A 17,833-nucleotide genomic window follows, 5' to 3' on the forward strand; every position below is an offset into this window, starting at 1 on the left:
ATTCGTGCCAACAGTCGATTAAGTTCCAAACAGAATGGCGCACTACACTAGTAGCGTTTATCCACCGCTCAGCTAAATTTTTCACCGATCCTTTAAGTTCGACAGGCTGATGGGAAATTGAATTCTTAGAGACGTCCTGAAGCCATTCATTTAGGCATCGCAACGTGTATTGCTATGCTGAACTATTTCTGAAAATAGCGCAAAGTTAAAACTTTGCGCTAATATTGTCAGGCCATTTTAATGGCTTGTTCACTCATCGTTATGCATCATAATTTAACGCCGGCGCTAACCAGCGTTCGGTTTCTTCCAGGCTTAACCCCTTGCGTTGTGCGTAGTCTTCTATCTGATCTTTGTCTGCTTTTGCTGTGGCAAAATACTGCGATTTCGGATGCGAAAAATAAAATCCGCTCACGGCAGCAGTCGGCAGCATGGCAAAACTTTCAGTCAGGGTAATGCCGGCATTGTTGGGTGCGTCCAGTAGTTCAAACAGGGCCTGTTTCTCAGTGTGATCGGGACAAGCCGGGTAACCCGGGGCTGGGCGGATGCCGCGATATTTCTCATCGATTAGATCTTCAGTGTTGACTTGCTCGTCGGCGACATAGCCCCAGAATTCGCGCCGGATACGGGCATGCAGCAGCTCGGCGAAGGCTTCGGCCAAGCGGTCGGCCAGGGCTTTCAGCAGGATGCTGTTGTAGTCGTCATGCTTGCTCTCGAATTCCGCCACGCGTTCATCAATGCCGATGCCGGTAGTAACCGCAAACGCGCCAATATAATCGGCCACACCGCTTTCTTTGGGCGCAATGAAATCGCCGAGACTGAGGTTGGGCTTGTCTTCCGGCTTGACCATTTGCTGGCGCAGGTTGTGCCAGGTCATCGCCACCTGGCTGCGTGACTCATCCGTGTAAATCTCTATGTCGTCGCTATTGACACTGTTGGCCGGAAACAGGCCAAACACGGCGTTTGCACCTAACCACTTCTCATCAATAATGCGCTTGAGCATGGCCTGCGCATCGTGGAACAAATTGCGTGCTGCTTCGCCAATAATTTCATCATCAAGAATTTTCGGATAGCGGCCGGACAGTTCCCAGGTCTGGAAGAAGGGTGTCCAGTCGATGTAGGGGCTGATCTCTGCCAGCGAATAATCGCTAAGCGTTTGTACACCCATAACGCCGGGTTTGGGCGGCGTATAGCTGGCCCAATCGGTTTTCAGGCCATGCGCGCGCGCATCCGCCAGTTTGTAACGCGCACCTTGAGGTTTTTTGTTGGCATGCAGCTCGCGCGTCTTGGCGTAGTCGGCCTTTATGCCAGCCACATAGTCGTCGTGTAACGTGCTGCTCAACAGGTTGTTGCACACCCCCACCGCACGCGACGCATCCGTCACATAAACGGTGACGCCGCTTTTATAGTTAGGCTCTATTTTTACTGCCGTATGAACGCGTGAAGTGGTCGCGCCGCCAATTAACAACGGTATGGTGAATCCTTGGCGCTGCATTTCCTTGGCGACATACGCCATCTCTTCCAGTGAGGGTGTAATCAATCCAGACAGACCGATCATATCGGCGTTGTGCTCGCGCGCTGTGTCTAAAATTTTCTGGCAAGGCACCATCACGCCCATGTTGATCACTTCAAAATTGTTGCATTGCAGCACCACCGTGACGATGTTCTTGCCGATGTCATGTACATCACCCTTGACCGTGGCTATAACGACTTTGCCTTTGGGCTTGTTGTCACCCGAGCGTGCCTTTTCCGCTTCGATAAAAGGTACCAGATGGGCTACTGCCTGTTTCATCACACGCGCGGATTTCACTACTTGTGGCAAAAACATTTTGCCCGCGCCAAACAGGTCGCCGACCACGTTCATGCCGGTCATCAGCGCACCTTCGATCACTTCGACCGGGTAAGCTGCCTGTAACCGCGCTTCCTCGGTATCTTCCACGACATAGGTGTTAATGCCCCGCACCAACGCGTGGGTCAGACGCTCCTGCACCGTACCCTTTCGCCATTCCAGATCTTCAACCTGGACTTTGGCGCCACCGGTCACATTTTCCGCCATCACTACCAGCCGTTCGCCCGCATCGGGACGGCGATTCAGGACTACGTCTTCCACCGCCTCGCGCAAATCTTTGGGAATTTCATCGTATACGCCGAGCTGACCGGCATTAACGATTCCCATGTTCATACCCGCTTGCACCGCGTGATAGAGAAATACCGTGTGGATAGCTTCGCGCACCGCATCGTTACCACGGAATGAGAACGATACATTGGATACGCCGCCGCTAATCTTTGCGTAAGGCAGATTTTTTCTGATCCAGCGCGTGGCATCAATGAAGTCCACCGCGTAGTTGTTGTGCTCTTCTATACCGGTCGCAATGGCAAATATGTTCGGGTCGAAGATGATATCTTCCGGTGGGAAGCCGACCTGGTTAACCAGAATGTCATAGCTGCGCTGGCAAATTTCGATTTTGCGTTGTTGCGTATCGGCCTGACCCTGTTCGTCAAATGCCATCACGACTGCCGCGGCACCATAGCGGCGCACCAGCTTGGCGTATTTGATGAACTCGGCTTCGCCCTCTTTCATGCTGATCGAGTTGACGATGGCTTTACCCTGCACGCATTTCAGCCCGGCTTCAATCACCGACCACTTGGACGAATCTATCATCAGCGGCACGCGCGAAATATCCGGCTCCGATGCGATCAGGCTGAGGTACTTCGTCATCGCAAGCTGCGAATCCAGCATTGCTTCGTCCATGTTGATATCGATAACCTGCGCACCATTTTCCACTTGTTGCCGCGCCACGTTGACGGCTGTCGTGTAATCACCGGCCAGGACAAGACGGGCAAACATTTTGGAGCCGGTAACATTGGTGCGCTCACCAACATTCACGAACAATGAACCGTCGCCGATGTTGAATGGCTCCAGACCGGATAGCCGGCATTTTTTTTCAAGCTCTGGAATACGGCGCGGGGGAATATCTTTTAACGCTTCGGCGATCGCCTTGATGTGCGCGGGCGTGGTACCGCAGCAGCCACCCGCGATATTGAGGAAGCCGCTGATGGCAAATTCTTTCACCAGTTTGGCGGTATGTTGCGGCGATTCGTCGTAGCCGGTATCCGACAGCGGATTGGGCAAGCCGGCATTGGGATGCGCGCTTAGATAAGTGGTGGCGACGCGCGACAATTCCTCGACGTAAGGGCGCATCAGCTCCGCCCCCAAAGCACAGTTCAGGCCTATGGATAGCGGCTTGGTATGTGACAGCGAATTCCAGAATGCTTCAGTTGTTTGGCCGGACAAGGTACGCCCGGAAGCGTCGGTGATGGTGCCGGAAATCATGATCGGAACGCGCACGTCGTGGCGGTCAAAATACTGCTCGATGGCGAACAGCGCGGCTTTGGCGTTCAGCGTATCGAAAATGGTTTCCACCATCAGCAGATCCGCTCCGCCATCCAGCAAGCCGCGTATGGCTTCGGTATAGCCTTCCACCAGCTGATCAAAACTGATGTTGCGGAAGCCGGGGTCATTCACATCCGGGGAGATGGATGCAGTACGTGTGGTTGGCCCCAACACACCCGCCACAAAACGCGGTTTGTTCGGTACCCGTTTTTCGTAATCGTCGCATACTTCACGCGCCAGCTTCGCTCCAGCCACATTCAATTCATATACCAGATGCTCCATCTGGTAATCCGCCATCGACACGGCGTTGGCGTTGAAAGTATTGGTCTCGAGGATATCCGCTCCCGCTTCCAGATACTCTGCATGGATGCCGCGAATGATATGGGGCTGCGTCAGCAACAGCAGATCATTGTTGCCCTTGAGGTCGAGCGGGTGGTCGGCGAAACTCTGACGAGGCTCGGTGTTGTCACCATGCGCGACTAAGCCGCGATAGTGGTTTTCGGTTAGCTTGTATTGCTGAATCATCGTACCCATCGCACCGTCCAGAATAAGGATGCGTTGCTCCAACAAACGTTCGATAAGATGAGGTGTGCGATTCATAGTGTCAGAGACTTAAAAATGAGAGCAAATTTTACCATGTCTCATGCAAGACGAATTTCCTAAGAGCTAATTGATCAAAATTGATTTTTCTTTAAGCTTAAAAAGAATAATGTTGCCTATTGCCACAGCGACCAAATTGCCCAAAGTACTGCGGGTGGCGATCCTTCTCAGTACGATGTCAGGCCATTCGCTTTTATCATTACCCCAATGATTTACAGCACTCACATCTACAAGCCCCCGCTTTACCCGACTCCACTATGGCTAGCTTGGTTGCGCACTAATTTATTCTCATTATCAATTGGATGAGAAATCTACGCCTGATTACGTCAATGCTCCCTCTAATTGCTCTAGCGAAAAAATAAGGATTTTGCTTATTCTTTTCCTATAGCCGACATCCTATTATGTTACCAGCGGTACCAACGGCATCAATTTTGATGTCGGGATGGCATCGAAAAGACATCCCCGGCAACTTTCGCGCTGATCGGTCTGAGATATCAGTTTAATTGAATGCAACCTAGAATTAGGTGCCTTAATAAAGCCTCACTTTCCAGCCTTAAATTTAGAAGAAGCTTATCGATATGAAAAAAATAATACTCGTGTTCGCTTCTCCTTTGTTGATGGTGGGTTGCGCAAATATGAACAGTATCTATCGAACATTCGATATTTCCAAAGGCGAAAGCTCCATGGTGGACATTCGGCAACGTGCCGTACTAGTCGCTCCGAATAAAACAGTCACCGAGACTTTCGACGAGAATGGAAAATCAATAGGAAAAATTTCCTTTGAGAAAGGTATGTTCGTTTGCGCTGAACCAAGCCCAGACGCAATGGCTTCTTTAGCATATGAACTTGCTGCAAAAGGTGGCGTTCCTGAAAAAGCGAGTGGTGAACTAGCCTTTGCTATGCACGACAGCGCAGCATTCACAGGAATAAGAACTCAAAGTATTCAACTTCTCCGCGATTTTGGTTATAGATTATGCGAAAGCCACCTGTCTGGAGCAATTTCCTCATCGCAATATGATTTGTTAATGCGTCGTTTTCAAAAGAATACAGTTGCTTTGCTAGCAATTGAACAGCTTACCGGCACCGTCAAGTCTCCCTCCATAGTTCTGACATCAAGTGGCAAGGCAGAAGCCACTAAATCGCTTGCCGAACAAAGAACAGAGCGAGAAAAAATAGGTGATCGTGTTTCTGACTTAGAAAAACAAAATGAAATCACCAAGAAGAAGCGAGAAGTAGCCAAGGCCGCAAAAGTAGACACAGCAGAATTGGATGGGCAAATTGCGGATTTGGATGGGAAGATCACACGCCTGAAAAGCGACAGGGACGTAATTGACGACGCAATTGCTAATACTAAAGGAGTTCTTGTTGAAGGTAAAACAGAGGTAACTATCAAGTCCGACGCCGTAACGAGCCAAAGGTCAGACGAGCATTTACAAAAGATAGCGAGTGTTGTTGGTGAAATTGTCAATAACATTGTGCTTTCTGACGATGAAGACCAACTTTGCGCGATTACTCTTCAATCACCTAAGCTATCAGGCAATCAACAGGAATATGCAAACTATTGCATCGAGATATTGAGAGCCCGGGCCACTGCAAAGAAAGCAATTATTCATAAACTTGAAGTTGACATGAAGGATGCACAGGCCAAAGCCTCTGCCGCCACTACACCTGCAGAGAAAGATCAGGCAAAGAAGGCAGCTGATAGTATTGAACAGAAGTTTAAGAACGAGTCACTTGGCGGGAGGACATACTCAATACAAAGAGAGATGTAAGATATATAGAGGGTTCAGCAAATCACTCATTCGAACGTGCAAAAAAATGGCCTCACGCGACGCTTCTGCACGCCAGTTAGCTCAAACGCTGAGGCTGTAGAAAAATATACGTTGAGAGAAAATTAATGATACGCGACAGAAAGCTTGGCCCTTTAGAGTCGCTTCTATACAATTTTTGATGCACAAGGAAGGTAAAGCAACCCCAATAATAATATTTCATACGCTCCTTCCGAATCCCTGGATGGTTTTTCTACAGCGTCGTTAGGCTGCTGTTGCTAATAGGTTGCGGCGACAGATAGACTTTATAAAAGCAACCTCCATTATTCATTGCGGGAGTTAATCATGTTATCTAAATCAGCAAGAGACTTCATCCTTCACATTACCAACTACTTTCATGGTCACTGGGAAGATCCTGAATGGGGAAGAAGGCCTGTTAATCAAATATTAGTTAGCTTGGCTATTCGTGAGTTAGCTAATGGGATTCAGGATTCAGAAGCTCGCGAACAGATCCATACCATCAGTGACAAGGTCGTTTCGATCAATGCTCAACGTGTAGTAAAAGAAAAGTAAAGAATAAAGTAATTTCGATCAATCTCGTGAAACTTAATTTTTTGACAGATATGCTGGCAATTTAAGCTAATCGCCAGGAAATCATTCAAGGGTTTTTTCACGGGATTTCGTATTTGGCTTCATTACCTAAATTCTAGTTACTCAGTCGATATCTGAAAATATATATTCTGGAGGCAATATGCCACTCAAGACTTACGGTGTTTTGAAAGGTAGGGCCATTGCCCGTCGTTTGGGTTCAGGGTCTTCACCGCACTACCAAATCCATATTGTGGATGAGGTGGGTACTAATTATCGTATTGCAATCAATGTGAAGTCGCAATTGGCACCGTCGGAGCTGATGTACTATGTCAAGCAGTATTTCGTGCATCCGCTCACTTCCGTTGTCGCCAGCTTGCCAAGCGGCTTCAACCCACTCGCGTCAAATCCCACCTCGGGCGCGCTTGACTTGATCCGCGGCAACCTGATGCAGCCGGGAATGATGACGCCGCTTTCACACTCTCTGCCCGGCCCTGATAACGATCTCAACGAGAAGCTTGATCAGATTGTGCAGCGTGCAATGGCTGATGAGGAGGCGCTGGCTTATGCTTTCGGCGAACGCTGGGGACCTGAAAGCAACAAGGCGGATAAGTACTTCGGCTTTGTGCCTGGCAATGGCATTCACGATATTCACATGAACCAGGGCAACGTGGGCAGCTTCATGCTGGACGACGGTGTATGGCAGGATGGCGGCTTGTTGTTTCAATTTCCCAATCAGCAACAATGGACGGCCATTTTTCTGAAGTTCCAGTCGCAAAGCTGGCACACCAGCGATGTCACGGGTCACACACTAAGCGGCCCGGACGATGGTGAACCAGTAAATCCCGATCCAATTGTGCCGCAACCGACAGATACAACACCCGATGGATTAGTACGCATTGTCGCGGCGATGGTTAATTCGAAGGCTTCGCCTGAAACGGAATGGATTTACATACTGAATGCAAGTGATCGCAGTGTTCCCCTGACTGGCTGGCATATGGCAGATAAACAGAAAGCGAAAATGGCCTTGAGCGGCGTTCTCGAGGCTGGCGCCATGTTGCGCGTCGATGTGCGATCACCTATGGTCTTGTCTAATAAGGGGGGCATTATCACCTTGCTGAACCAGAACGGTTTGAAGGTGCATGGCGTTTCCTACACCAAGGAGCAAGCCAATCAACCCGGTTGGACAATTGTCTTTTAGGAGTGTGTCATGCGCATCACCAAGAAATTTGGCAAATTAACGGTGCAGGCAGTCGCGGGTACGCATGTGGTACTGCTTGGTTGGAGCATGACGAAAGCCGATTCGCGCCGCGTGCTGGGATTTGCAGTTCATCGTACGGACCATATTGAGAACGAAGCCTATTGGCTGGAGGGCATAAAGGTATTCGCCGAAACTGATCCAGGTACGGACAAGACCTCGTTGCGTTCCCATCCAGTGCAGGGTTTCACGTGGTCCGATTTCACGGCCAAGCCGGGGTACGATTATACCTATCGCGTAGTGGCTCTGAAGGGTTCGCCCAAGAGCTTGATTGAAGATGATGAGATCGAGGTGCGCGTGCAAACCGAAAAGGAAGACAACGGCCTGCACGAAGTGTGGTTCAATCGCGGCGCTGCCGCCAGCCAGGAGTATGCACGCCGCTTTCAAAACAAGAGTCCAGAAATAGTAGGTAAACCAGCTTTCGATTGGCTTTCGCGCGGTTTAATGGAAGCGCTGCTCGAGTTTTTACTGCGTGCAAAGAATTGTCAATGGTCGTTGCGCGTGGCCGCTTATCAGTTCACCAATGAAACTGTCTTAGAAGCGTTGAAATCGGCCAAGGATCGCGGCGTTGATGTGAGCATCCTATATGACGGCCGTGACGAAAAAGTATCCGCACTTAATAAGGCAGCGGTGCTCAAGACGGGTATCGACAGTATTTGCAGGACGCGTACCGCAAATCCAAGCGCCATTGCACACAACAAATTTATCGTGCTGTTAAAGGATAACCAGCCACAGTCGGTTTGGACGGGCTCGACGAATATCACTGATGGCGGCATCTTTGGACATTCGAATGTCGGACACGTGGTGAACGACATGGGCATTGCAAGTAACTATCATGATTACTGGAACTTACTTGCAGTTGATCCTAAATCTCCCTTGTTGCGCCCGGGTGTGGAAAGATTGACGCCGACGCCCGACCCTGGAAGCTCTCCTAGGCAAGCAACCAGCGCGCTCTTCAGCCCTCGCTCAGGTGTGAAACTGCTTTCATGGTATGCCGAACAGGCCGCCACTGCGCAATCGATGCTTTGCATGACCTTTGCTTTTGGTATTAACAAAGCCTTTGTTCCTGTATTTGACAAGCCCTTTGGAGGGTTGCGTTATGCCTTGCTTGACAATGATGGCAATAGGCCCGAACCAGAAGCGGAGGTATTACGGCTGCGGAAGTTGCCCTTTAATCGCTTCGCGGTTGGTAGCCTGATTCGCGTAAATAGTTTTGATAAGTGGCTAAAGGAGAGATTGAGTGGATTGAATTCGCATGTGCCGTATATTCATACGAAATTCATGTTGGTCGATCCGTTAGGATCGAATCCAATTGTAATTTCGGGATCGGCGAATTTCTCGGATGCCTCAACTAACGCCAACGACGAGAACATGCTGGTGATTCAAGGCGACACGACTGTGGCAGACATCTATCTGACGGAGTTTTTCCGTCTCTGGAATCACTATGCATTTCGCGAATGGTTGGCAAAAAATCAGGGCAATCTCAATGTGACACCGCAGTTTTTGAAGGCGGACGATACTTGGCGGAATATTTATTTCGGTAACACCGAACAGTCACGACAAAGAGTATTGTTCTCGGGTGCAACCTGCTAGCGTAGGGCTTGGCTTATCTCTACTAGATGTGGCTTTAGGCTGCCTACCAAATCGAGAGCTCGGTTTCGAAGATAAATTAGGCAGGGAATTTATTTGTCTCCTGCAGAACTACAACTCTGGTGTTCTATTCACAGTTTGTATAATGGATCTTCTTGCAATCGCGTGCCAATTTTTGTGCTTCAGCGATTTGGACTGGTGTCATGCGTTGAGCCACTTTGCCACGATTTGCCTGCGCGTCGCTTTTACCATTGACTGTAGCAAGATCAAGCCACGTGTGTGCACGAACATAATCTTGTGTGACGCCTTGACCGAGTTCATAGCTTAAGCCAAGGCTATTTTGTGCTGCCGCATTGCCTTGCTTGGCCGCCAAACGAAACCACTTTACCGCTTCCTGGTAGTCTTGGTTAATGCCTTGCTTGTTGGCATAACTTAAGCCAAGATAATATTGTGCCTTTGCATGTCCTTGTTCGGCCGCCAAGCGAAACCACTTCACCGCTTCCTGAAAGTTCTGTGTAGCGCCCTGGCCGTTGCCGTAGGTTACTCCAAGATTAAATTGTGCTTTGGCATGCCCTTGCTTGGCAGCCAGGTGAAGCCATTTATCAGCTTCCTGGTAATTTTGCGCTACAATTTTCCCATCAAGATAGATCCCACCCAGGGTGTATTGTGAGACAGTATCACCCTGCTCGGCAGCTAAACGAAACCACTTGATAGCTTCCTCAAAGCTTTGTATTACACCCTGCCCGTTTGCATAACTTATGGCAAGGCTGAACTGTGCTTTTGTATGCCCCTGCTCGGCAGCTGAGCGAAACCACTTTACCGCTTCCTGATAGTCCTGTGCAATGCCTTGGCCATTGCCGTAGCTTACGCCAAGATTAAATTGTGCATTTGCAAGTCCTTGCTTGGCAGCCAGTTGAAACCACTTTACCGCTTCTGAAGTATCTTGAGTAACGCCTTCCCCGTGGAGAAATAGTTCACCAAGGTTGTTTTGAGCATTTGCATCACCTTGCTCGGCAGCCAAGTGCAATGCTTCAACTTGCGCACATTTCCCTTCTGCCTTCCCTTCATCAAGATGCGCTTGGGCGAGGCCACTGCTCATTGCCAATATAACTGATAAATATAAAATCCATTTATTCATTTAACATCCCCAGAAAAAACTATTACTTCGTACCTTGTACGAAAACCATACCTCTAATGCCCGACAGGCTGCTAGCATCCACTAAACCAGCCCTTACGATGCTTCATTACGCCTGCACGTTGCCTGCTTTTTGTTATTATATGGCATTCAACACACGCATGCACTCACGGGTAGCAGGTCGCTTAAGGCAACGCTGAACAAGTTACCCCAGTTCACAATATAAATCGACGAAATATGGGATAAAACGCCTTGATCAAGGGGTTTGCCGATGGGCACATGAACTGTACCATTTCACGTGCTGCGCTAAGCGTAATAATCAAACCGCGCTGTCCTAAGCGGGAAAAATGGACACCCACAAATTGGACTGGAACGGATCAAAAAATGCATGCAGATCGAAGATGTTTTGGCTGGATGAAAAAAATGGGCCGGATGCAACCCCGGCGACCACAATGGTGCCCATCTTGAGCGCCATGCTGCTACCTTGCAAGACCCCTCCGACATCGGCAATCAATTATTCGCCCGCTTTCCTCTCCGGAAGACGGCGGGACTTGAGTGGCGTGGTGGCGTCAAGCATGGCTACTCATCCAAGACTGCTATTTCATTGCGGCCTACCTAAATCGGTTTAAAACATTTAATAACAGTATGGCACTGACTAAATCAGCGTTGATTTAGCGCAATCAACTTGGCATAAGTGACGAATGATCTTTTTATGTTCTGAAATTGAATCCGCGTCAGAATTTGAGAATTTATGGGCGATGGTTAACTATTTTTACGATCTGCAGTGCGCTCAAAAGGAATGGCCACAATGACAATTTCAAAGAACAACTTGCCCCGATTTTCATTCCATTTCTGGCTGACACTGGGCATGCTTGTGATTTTCGTTGCAACCTTTGTCGTTTATGTTGGGGCAGAAAGGGAGATCGATCGCGTTAAAGATTCGCGGCAGCATTTATTACTGCTGGCTAATGAATTGCGCCAGTCGTCTGATGATCTTGCACGTATGGTTCGCACCTATGCGGTGACCGGAGACACCATCTACAAGCAGCGCTACCAAGAAATCCTTGACATCCAAGAGGGCAAAAAGCCTCGTCCAAGCGACTACCCAAACATCTACTGGGATATCGTGCAGCGTGACGACCAGCATGCACGGCTGCCGGGACTAACGATTCCCTTGTTGGAATTGATGCGAGGGGTTGGTTTTACTGAAGAAGAATTCGCCAAGCTGGTGGAGGCAAAAACCAACTCGGATGTGCTCACGCGTACCGAATTTGCCGCAATGGAACTAATCGAATCAACCAATCCGCCGACTGATGTAAATCGTGTCAAGGCAGCGCAAATGCTGCATGACGCAACTTACCACCAAGCCAAGGCCAACGTCATGCGGCCGATCAGTCAGTTTCAAAGAATGGTGGATCAGCGTACGCTGGAGGCCGTTCATACCGCCAAAACCCTCGCCACACAAATGTGTGTAGCCTTCATCCTGGCGGGCTTGCTGCTAGCGTTCCTACTATGGAAATCACAACGGAACTTGTACGCGACTCTGGGTGGCTCAGTGAACGAGTTGCATACGCGTATCGCCCACCTTGGCAGTGGAAATTTCTCATCCGTCATTTCGGTCGCCAAAGGCATGGAGAACAGTGTGCTGGACTGGTTGTCGGAAACGCAGATGAATCTGGCCAGAATCGACTCTCAGCGCAAAGAAGCCGAAGCAAACAATCAACGCTTGACCAAGCTTTACGCCGCGTTGAGTAAGTGTAACCAGGCCATCGTGCGTTGCACCAGCGAGGCGGAGTTATTGGAGCAAGTCTGCCGCGTTGTAGTGAATTTCGGTGGCATGGATATGGCATGGGTAGGCGTGCTTGAAGAGCATAGCAAACATATAACGCCGATCGCATCCTTTGGTAGTGGGGTGGAATATCTGAATGGGCTGCAGATTTCAGTTGAAGCCGACGGCCCTTACGGACGTGGGGCGACCAGCTCGGCGTTCCGAGGGAACTTGCCATTTTGGCGTCAAAATTTTCAACATGACCCTATCACCACTCTGTGGCATAAGCACGGTGCACGGTTTGGATGGGCATCATCTGCCGCCCTCCCCCTGCATCGTAATGATGAAGTTATTGGGGTTTTAACTCTCTATACTGATGTAGACAATGCCTTCGACGAAAATGTGCGTAACTTGCTGGTGGGAATGGCGTTGGACATAGACTATGCGCTCAAAAACTTTGAGCATGAGGCGCAGCGTAAGCGGGCAGAAGAAGCATTGCGGGAAAGTGAACAGCGTTTACGGACCATCATAGAGACTGAACCGGAATGCATAATGATCATATGCAGCAGCGGTCGAATCATGGAAATGAATGCCATAGGCCTCGCCATGCTCGAAGCTGGTTCTATAGAGGAGGTGCAACAGCATAATCTCGTAGACTTTATTCTTTCCGAGTATCACGATTCCTTTATCGCCATGCACAAGCGCGTGATGGGTGGAGAAAGTTGTATTTTTGAGTTCGAAATAAAAGGGGTCAAAGGAACACCGCACTGGCTCGAGACACATGCCGCGCCACTCAGTAATGCGGATGGCAAAATCACGATGTTGCTTGGCATTACCCGAGACATTACCGCGCGCAAGGAAGCCGAGAAACGTATTCAATACCTGGCGCATTTCGATGCGCTCACCGGACTACCGAACCGCGTCCAACTGAACAACCACGCCAAGCATGTCATTAGTTTGGCACAGCGGAGTCAAGTGCCGGTTACATTGATGTTCCTCGATCTCGATCACTTCAAGGACATTAACGATACGCTCGGCCACAGTATAGGTGATGCCTTACTGGTCGAACTAGCCAAGCGACTGCGTTTGGTGCTACGCGAGGAAGATATGGTGTCACGTCTTGGTGGGGATGAATTCATATTCTTGCTATACAGCGTCGACGCACTCGAAGCGTCCCATGTGGCGCAGAAGCTGCTGGATGTTGTCGCCGAACCCTGCAAAATAGAACAATATGATTTGAATATAACCTGCTCAATCGGTATTGCACTTTATCCGGGTGATGGCACGGATCTGGAGGCTCTTTCCAAGAGTGCCGATTCCGCCATGTATCGCGCCAAGAACGAAGGCCGTCATGGTTACAGTTTCTTTACTGCGGAAATGCAGACTCGTTCGGCGCGTCATCTGAAAGTGGTCAATGCACTACGCCAAGCGATAGACCGTGATCAACTTCAGATTTACTACCAGCCGCAGATATCCGCGCGCGATGGCCGAATTATCGGGGTGGAAGCTTTGCTAAACTGGACACACCCAGAGTTAGGTTCAGTTTCGCCAGCTGAATTCATCCCCGCCGCCGAGGAAAGTGGGCTGATCCTGCCGATTGGGGAGTGGGTGTTGAGGCATGCGGTGCGGCAGGCAAAGTCCTGGATGCAGAATGGCCTAGCCCCAATGAGTATGGCGGTGAATCTTTCCGTCGTTCAGTTTCGCCATCCTGACTTGCCTAATCTAATTACGCGCATCCTCGACGATGAGGGCTTGCTGCCGGAATATCTGGAGCTGGAGCTGACCGAAGGTGTGGCGATGCACGATCCGCAAAAAGCAATTGCCATAATGAACAGGCTACACGAGCGTGGCGTGCGCATGTCGATCGATGATTTTGGTACCGGCTTTTCATCACTGAGCCACCTGAAAAAATTTATGGTGTGCAAACTCAAAATCGATCAGTCTTTCGTGCGCGATATCTGCACCGATCCGGAAGACAGGGCTATCGTTAGCGCTGTTATCAATATGGCGAAGAGCCTTGGGCTGAAAACTATCGCCGAAGGAGTGGAAACAGCGGGGCAACTAGCGTTCCTGCTGGAACAGGGTTGTGATGAGTTGCAGGGTTATTATTATTGCAAGCCATTGCCAGCCGACCAGTTCGAGGAGTTTGCTCGATCATATGTCTGATAATCTCAAGCTCAGTCTACTTTTCAACCTTATCATTTCCTACCGAAAATACACACGAAAACTATCCTATACGGAAATGATATTGAAGTAATTGGATAGTAAGTTTTCCGCTCGGCTCCATAGCTTCAAATTTGGATTGCGATTGCAATGACCCAGTAACGCGCGAATTTACCTATCACCATGAATAACGCAGCGTGCCATGGATTGAGCCTTAGCCATCCGGCAGCAAGACACAGCGCATCTCCAAGCAAGGGCACCCAAGCAAGTAGCAATGCAGGTGTGCCATAGTATTGTATTTTCTCCACATGTTTAAGCTTATGGGTTTGAGGTAGCAACCGACCCATACCGAATGACACCATGCCGCCTAGCGTATTGCCGAGAGCGCCGAGCAAAAGCGCAGGCCAAAATAATTCCGGGTACACTTTCAGCACACTGATCAGTACAACTTCAGAGCCACCAGGAAGCAAGGTGGCGGCGAGGAAGCTGCTAATAAAAAGCGATAACAGACTGGTAGATTCAGTCATGCTAAGAAAGTTGGTGGATTCTGTTAAAACCACCTTTCCTGTTAAAAGTGAATAACAGAGCGATTAAAACTTGATCGCCGAAAAAATCTTTTTCGCCAGATTACCCGTTGCTTCAAGCGGGTTTGCGCGAATCACTTTTTCCTGTTCGGCCATCATCAGAAATAAGCCGTCCATTGCCTTGCGGGTAATGAAGTCATCCATCTTGGTATCACGCTTGTCTATCAAACCAAACGGCACACCCTTTTCAGCGAATTGATCATAGGTCTCCGCGAGCTTTACTTTCTGCATCGAAGTTGCCACGATAGGTTTAAATTTTCCAGCCAACGCAGCTTCAGTGTTTTTGCGGAAATATTGCGTGGCAGCATCATTGCCTCCCGTGAGTATCCCTTGGGCATCTTCCACGGTCATTTTATTGACTGCGCCGACTAACAGATCTTTTGCTTCTGGAACCGCTGCTTCGGCGGCCCGATTTATAGAGGTAGTCAAGTCGTCGGCATATTTTGCCATGCCAAACTTACGTAATAAGCCATCTGCTTTTTGCAGGCTTTCCGGCAGAGGAATGCGTACCTTGTCGTTACCGAGGTAACCATTCTCTTTGGAAAGATTAGCAACCGCAGTTTCTGCACCCTGAATGAGAGCTTGCTTCAAACTGGCAATTTGATCATTGTTGCTAAAACTGGCCAAATTTGTAGCAGATTTTTCAGCTCCCGTTTTTACTGGTGTGCTGCTAGAGGCGGCAGGTTCTGATTTTTGTGGGCTAGATTTGCCCAGATTGCCAAGTCCCTTGTCCAATAAACCACCAAAATCGAAAGCGTGAGCATTGCTAGCAGCAAGTGCAATAAGGGAAAATAGAACGTTTTGAATCATATGTCGAGACATCATGATATTTCTCCTGTAAGAGGTAGTTTAGGGTCGGTTCTCGATCTATTGTAAAGTTCTTGGGAAGTACTCAGATTGAGTATCGAGTATATTATTACCGATGTGGTAAAAACATGTTGGTTAGGATACATAATTCTTCTGCATAGTGAAACTGGATTAGTACATTCATGCAATCATTCGTGACTGTTAAATTTTGTGCATAGTCACCAAACCAACTCGGGGCCAATATGAGCAAACCGCTATTGATCGCTAAAGATAACAAGCAAGAACTTTTTCTATTGCCGCAAATGGCCAATCGCCACGGACTGATAACTGGTGCGACAGGAACTGGCAAGACCGTTACCCTGCAAACACTGGCAGAATCTTTCAGTCGGATTGGTGTGCCAGTATTTCTTTCTGATGTGAAGGGAGACTTGTCCGGATTGAGCAAGGCAGGTGGCAACAATCAAAAAGTTGCCGAAAGAGTCGCTCAACTCGATCTGGAAAACTTTGAACATCGCGCCTATCCCGTAACGTTCTGGGATGTATTTGGAACCATGGGCCATCCACTGCGTGCCACAATTTCTGACATGGGGCCGATGCTCATAGGGCGTATGTTGAATTTGAACGAAGTACAGCAGGGCGTGCTGGCACTAGTGTTCAAAGTGGCCGATGACAATGGGTTGTTATTACTTGATTTGAAGGATCTGCGCGCGATGTTGCAGAATGTTGGTGACAATGCAACAAATTTCACCACTGAATACGGCAACATCTCCACTGCCAGCATCGGTGCGATTCAGCGCGGCCTGCTGCAAATTGATATGCAAGGCGGTGAGAGCTTTTTTGGTGAGCCGATGCTCAATATTGCCGATCTGATGCAGACCGACGTTAATGGTTACGGCACAATTAATATTCTGGCCGCCGACAAATTAATGTCTTCGCCCAAAGTGTATTCCACTATGCTGCTGTGGTTACTTTCCGAGTTGTTTGAGAATCTGCCGGAAGCGGGTGATCTAGCCAAGCCTAGACTGGTATTCTTTTTCGACGAAGCACATTTGCTGTTCAACGATGCCCCTGATGCACTGCTCGATAAAATTGAACAAGTGGTACGCCTGATTCGATCCAAAGGCGTAGGTGTGTATTTCGTCACCCAAAACCCCGTAGATGTACCGGATAAAGTGTTGGGTCAGCTCGGCAACCGCGTGCAACACACGCTGCGCGCCTTTAGCCCACGCGACCAGAAAGCTGTGAAGGCAGCAGCTGAAACAATGCGTGACAATCCCAATTTAAATGAAGAAGTCGCCATTACTACGCTGGGCGTTGGCGAAGCACTCGTTTCATTTCTAGATGAAAAAGGTCGCCCGGCTATTGTTGAACGTGCACTCATAGTTCCGCCACAGGCTCAAATCGGCCCGATTAACGAGGCAGAACGCAAAGCCGTAATTCAGGATTCACTGCTTATGGGTCACTATGAAAAAGCAGTGGATCGCGAATCGGCTTACGAAAAAATCAAGCACCGTGTCGGCAATAAACCTGCGGAAGTTACGACAGCACAGGTTGCAAATTCCACGCAAGAAGGGACGGGTGGTGACGTTGGATTTGGCGGGATATTGGGAAGTATATTTGGCGGAAGTACCTCAAGAAGTCGTGAAGGCGTAGGTGAAGCGTTTGCCAAGAGTGCTGCCCGTGCTATTGGTTCAACAGTTGGGCGGCAAATTATTCGCGGTGTACTTGGTTCGATATTTGGTGGTAGACGGTAAGCAACATCGTATAAAGCACTTTTAAAACTCTAATTTTGGGAGCAGAAGGCTGGCTATTGCAAGCCATGAAATCTAAAGTATGCTGATCAAATCGGTTTTAGAATGTACATGAGCCAGCGACATTCTTGCTAAGGTGATCCACGCTTATACTGCCTTGGGCAAGAACACTTCAAATTGACACGCTACACTAAAGAAGTGCACCATCGTCGAAGTAGCAGCAAAGCAACAGCGCCCAGAACGCTGGAGTGGATCTACCCGAAACTAACAGCTAAACTTCATCGGCCACCTGAACCAGGATCAACACATTGAAGATGAACGAAAAATGTAGATTTAGCGCATAAAATAGCATCATGAATATAAATTCAAACGGCATCTAGTGTAGTGAACCGTAGTTAACGGAACTAATAACAATGATGCCTGTCACAT

The 17,833-nt window shown here is 48.9% G+C and carries 11 protein-coding genes; 6 read left to right on the plus strand and 5 right to left on the minus strand.

Annotated elements, in window-relative coordinates; translation table 11 throughout:
- Positions 1-259: 259 nt before the first annotated feature.
- Complete coding sequence (gene metH / locus MJ769_RS00585; RefSeq protein ID WP_239233905.1) at positions 260-3,991, minus strand: methionine synthase; 3,732 nt, start codon at positions 3,989-3,991, stop codon at positions 260-262.
- A gap of 578 nt (positions 3,992-4,569) precedes the next feature.
- On the opposite strand from metH, the gene MJ769_RS00590 reads away from it, so the two are divergent.
- The 4 genes from MJ769_RS00590 to MJ769_RS00605 all read left to right on the plus strand — a co-directional run bounded on the left by MJ769_RS00590 (position 4,570) and on the right by MJ769_RS00605 (position 9,199).
- Positions 4,570-5,763, plus strand: coding sequence for a hypothetical protein (locus MJ769_RS00590; RefSeq protein WP_239233906.1), 1,194 nt, complete (start codon positions 4,570-4,572; stop codon positions 5,761-5,763).
- 342 nt (positions 5,764-6,105) lie between these two features.
- A complete protein-coding gene (locus MJ769_RS00595; RefSeq protein ID WP_239233907.1) occupies positions 6,106-6,333 on the plus strand; it encodes a hypothetical protein in 228 nt (75 codons plus the stop codon).
- A gap of 178 nt (positions 6,334-6,511) precedes the next feature.
- Positions 6,512-7,549: a DUF2278 family protein gene (locus tag MJ769_RS00600; protein WP_239233908.1), complete on the plus strand. Its 1,038-nt coding sequence runs from the start codon at positions 6,512-6,514 to the stop codon at positions 7,547-7,549.
- 9 nt (positions 7,550-7,558) lie between these two features.
- Positions 7,559-9,199 carry a phospholipase D-like domain-containing protein gene (locus tag MJ769_RS00605; protein WP_239233909.1) on the plus strand — a complete coding sequence of 547 codons (1,641 nt, stop codon included), beginning with the start codon at positions 7,559-7,561 and terminating at the stop codon, positions 9,197-9,199.
- Between the two features lie 124 nt (positions 9,200-9,323).
- Here MJ769_RS00605 and MJ769_RS00610 read toward each other — a convergent pair whose 3' ends face one another.
- Positions 9,324-10,334 (minus strand): tetratricopeptide repeat protein, encoded by a 1,011-nt coding sequence (locus MJ769_RS00610; RefSeq protein ID WP_239233910.1) that lies wholly within the window; start codon positions 10,332-10,334, stop codon positions 9,324-9,326.
- Between the two features lie 331 nt (positions 10,335-10,665).
- Positions 10,666-10,845, minus strand: a complete 180-nt coding sequence (locus tag MJ769_RS00615) for a hypothetical protein (RefSeq protein WP_239233911.1) — start codon at positions 10,843-10,845, stop codon at positions 10,666-10,668.
- A gap of 294 nt (positions 10,846-11,139) precedes the next feature.
- On the opposite strand from MJ769_RS00615, the gene MJ769_RS00620 reads away from it, so the two are divergent.
- Positions 11,140-14,265, plus strand: a complete 3,126-nt coding sequence (locus MJ769_RS00620; RefSeq protein ID WP_239233912.1) for an EAL domain-containing protein — start codon at positions 11,140-11,142, stop codon at positions 14,263-14,265.
- A gap of 125 nt (positions 14,266-14,390) precedes the next feature.
- Here MJ769_RS00620 and MJ769_RS00625 read toward each other — a convergent pair whose 3' ends face one another.
- Together MJ769_RS00625 and MJ769_RS00630 are read right to left on the minus strand one after the other, a co-directional pair.
- The gene (locus MJ769_RS00625) at positions 14,391-14,789 is read right to left on the minus strand and encodes a YqaA family protein (protein WP_239233913.1); all 399 of its coding nucleotides are present in this window, start codon (positions 14,787-14,789) and stop codon (positions 14,391-14,393) included.
- A gap of 63 nt (positions 14,790-14,852) precedes the next feature.
- A complete protein-coding gene (locus MJ769_RS00630) occupies positions 14,853-15,671 on the minus strand; it encodes a DUF4197 domain-containing protein (protein WP_239233914.1) in 819 nt (272 codons plus the stop codon).
- 224 nt (positions 15,672-15,895) lie between these two features.
- Here MJ769_RS00630 and MJ769_RS00635 point away from each other — a divergent pair, with 224 nt between their 5' ends.
- Positions 15,896-17,407 carry a helicase HerA-like domain-containing protein gene (locus MJ769_RS00635; RefSeq protein ID WP_239233915.1) on the plus strand — a complete coding sequence of 504 codons (1,512 nt, stop codon included), beginning with the start codon at positions 15,896-15,898 and terminating at the stop codon, positions 17,405-17,407.
- Positions 17,408-17,833 lie beyond the last annotated feature (426 nt).

Source organism: Candidatus Nitrotoga sp. BS (assembly GCF_927797785.1).
Taxonomy (GTDB): domain Bacteria; phylum Pseudomonadota; class Gammaproteobacteria; order Burkholderiales; family Gallionellaceae; genus Nitrotoga.

Coding starts and splice junctions, on each gene's coding strand:
- MJ769_RS00610 (WP_239233910.1), bottom strand. CDS start 10,334: ATGAATAAATGGATTTTATATTTATCAGTTATATTGGCAATGAGCAGT.
- metH (WP_239233905.1), bottom strand. CDS start 3,991: ATGAATCGCACACCTCATCTTATCGAACGTTTGTTGGAGCAACGCATC.
- MJ769_RS00630 (WP_239233914.1), bottom strand. CDS start 15,671: ATGATGTCTCGACATATGATTCAAAACGTTCTATTTTCCCTTATTGCA.
- MJ769_RS00625 (WP_239233913.1), bottom strand. CDS start 14,789: ATGACTGAATCTACCAGTCTGTTATCGCTTTTTATTAGCAGCTTCCTC.
- MJ769_RS00605 (WP_239233909.1), top strand. CDS start 7,559: ATGCGCATCACCAAGAAATTTGGCAAATTAACGGTGCAGGCAGTCGCG.
- MJ769_RS00590 (WP_239233906.1), top strand. CDS start 4,570: ATGAAAAAAATAATACTCGTGTTCGCTTCTCCTTTGTTGATGGTGGGT.
- MJ769_RS00595 (WP_239233907.1), top strand. CDS start 6,106: ATGTTATCTAAATCAGCAAGAGACTTCATCCTTCACATTACCAACTAC.
- MJ769_RS00620 (WP_239233912.1), top strand. CDS start 11,140: ATGACAATTTCAAAGAACAACTTGCCCCGATTTTCATTCCATTTCTGG.
- MJ769_RS00635 (WP_239233915.1), top strand. CDS start 15,896: ATGAGCAAACCGCTATTGATCGCTAAAGATAACAAGCAAGAACTTTTT.
- MJ769_RS00600 (WP_239233908.1), top strand. CDS start 6,512: ATGCCACTCAAGACTTACGGTGTTTTGAAAGGTAGGGCCATTGCCCGT.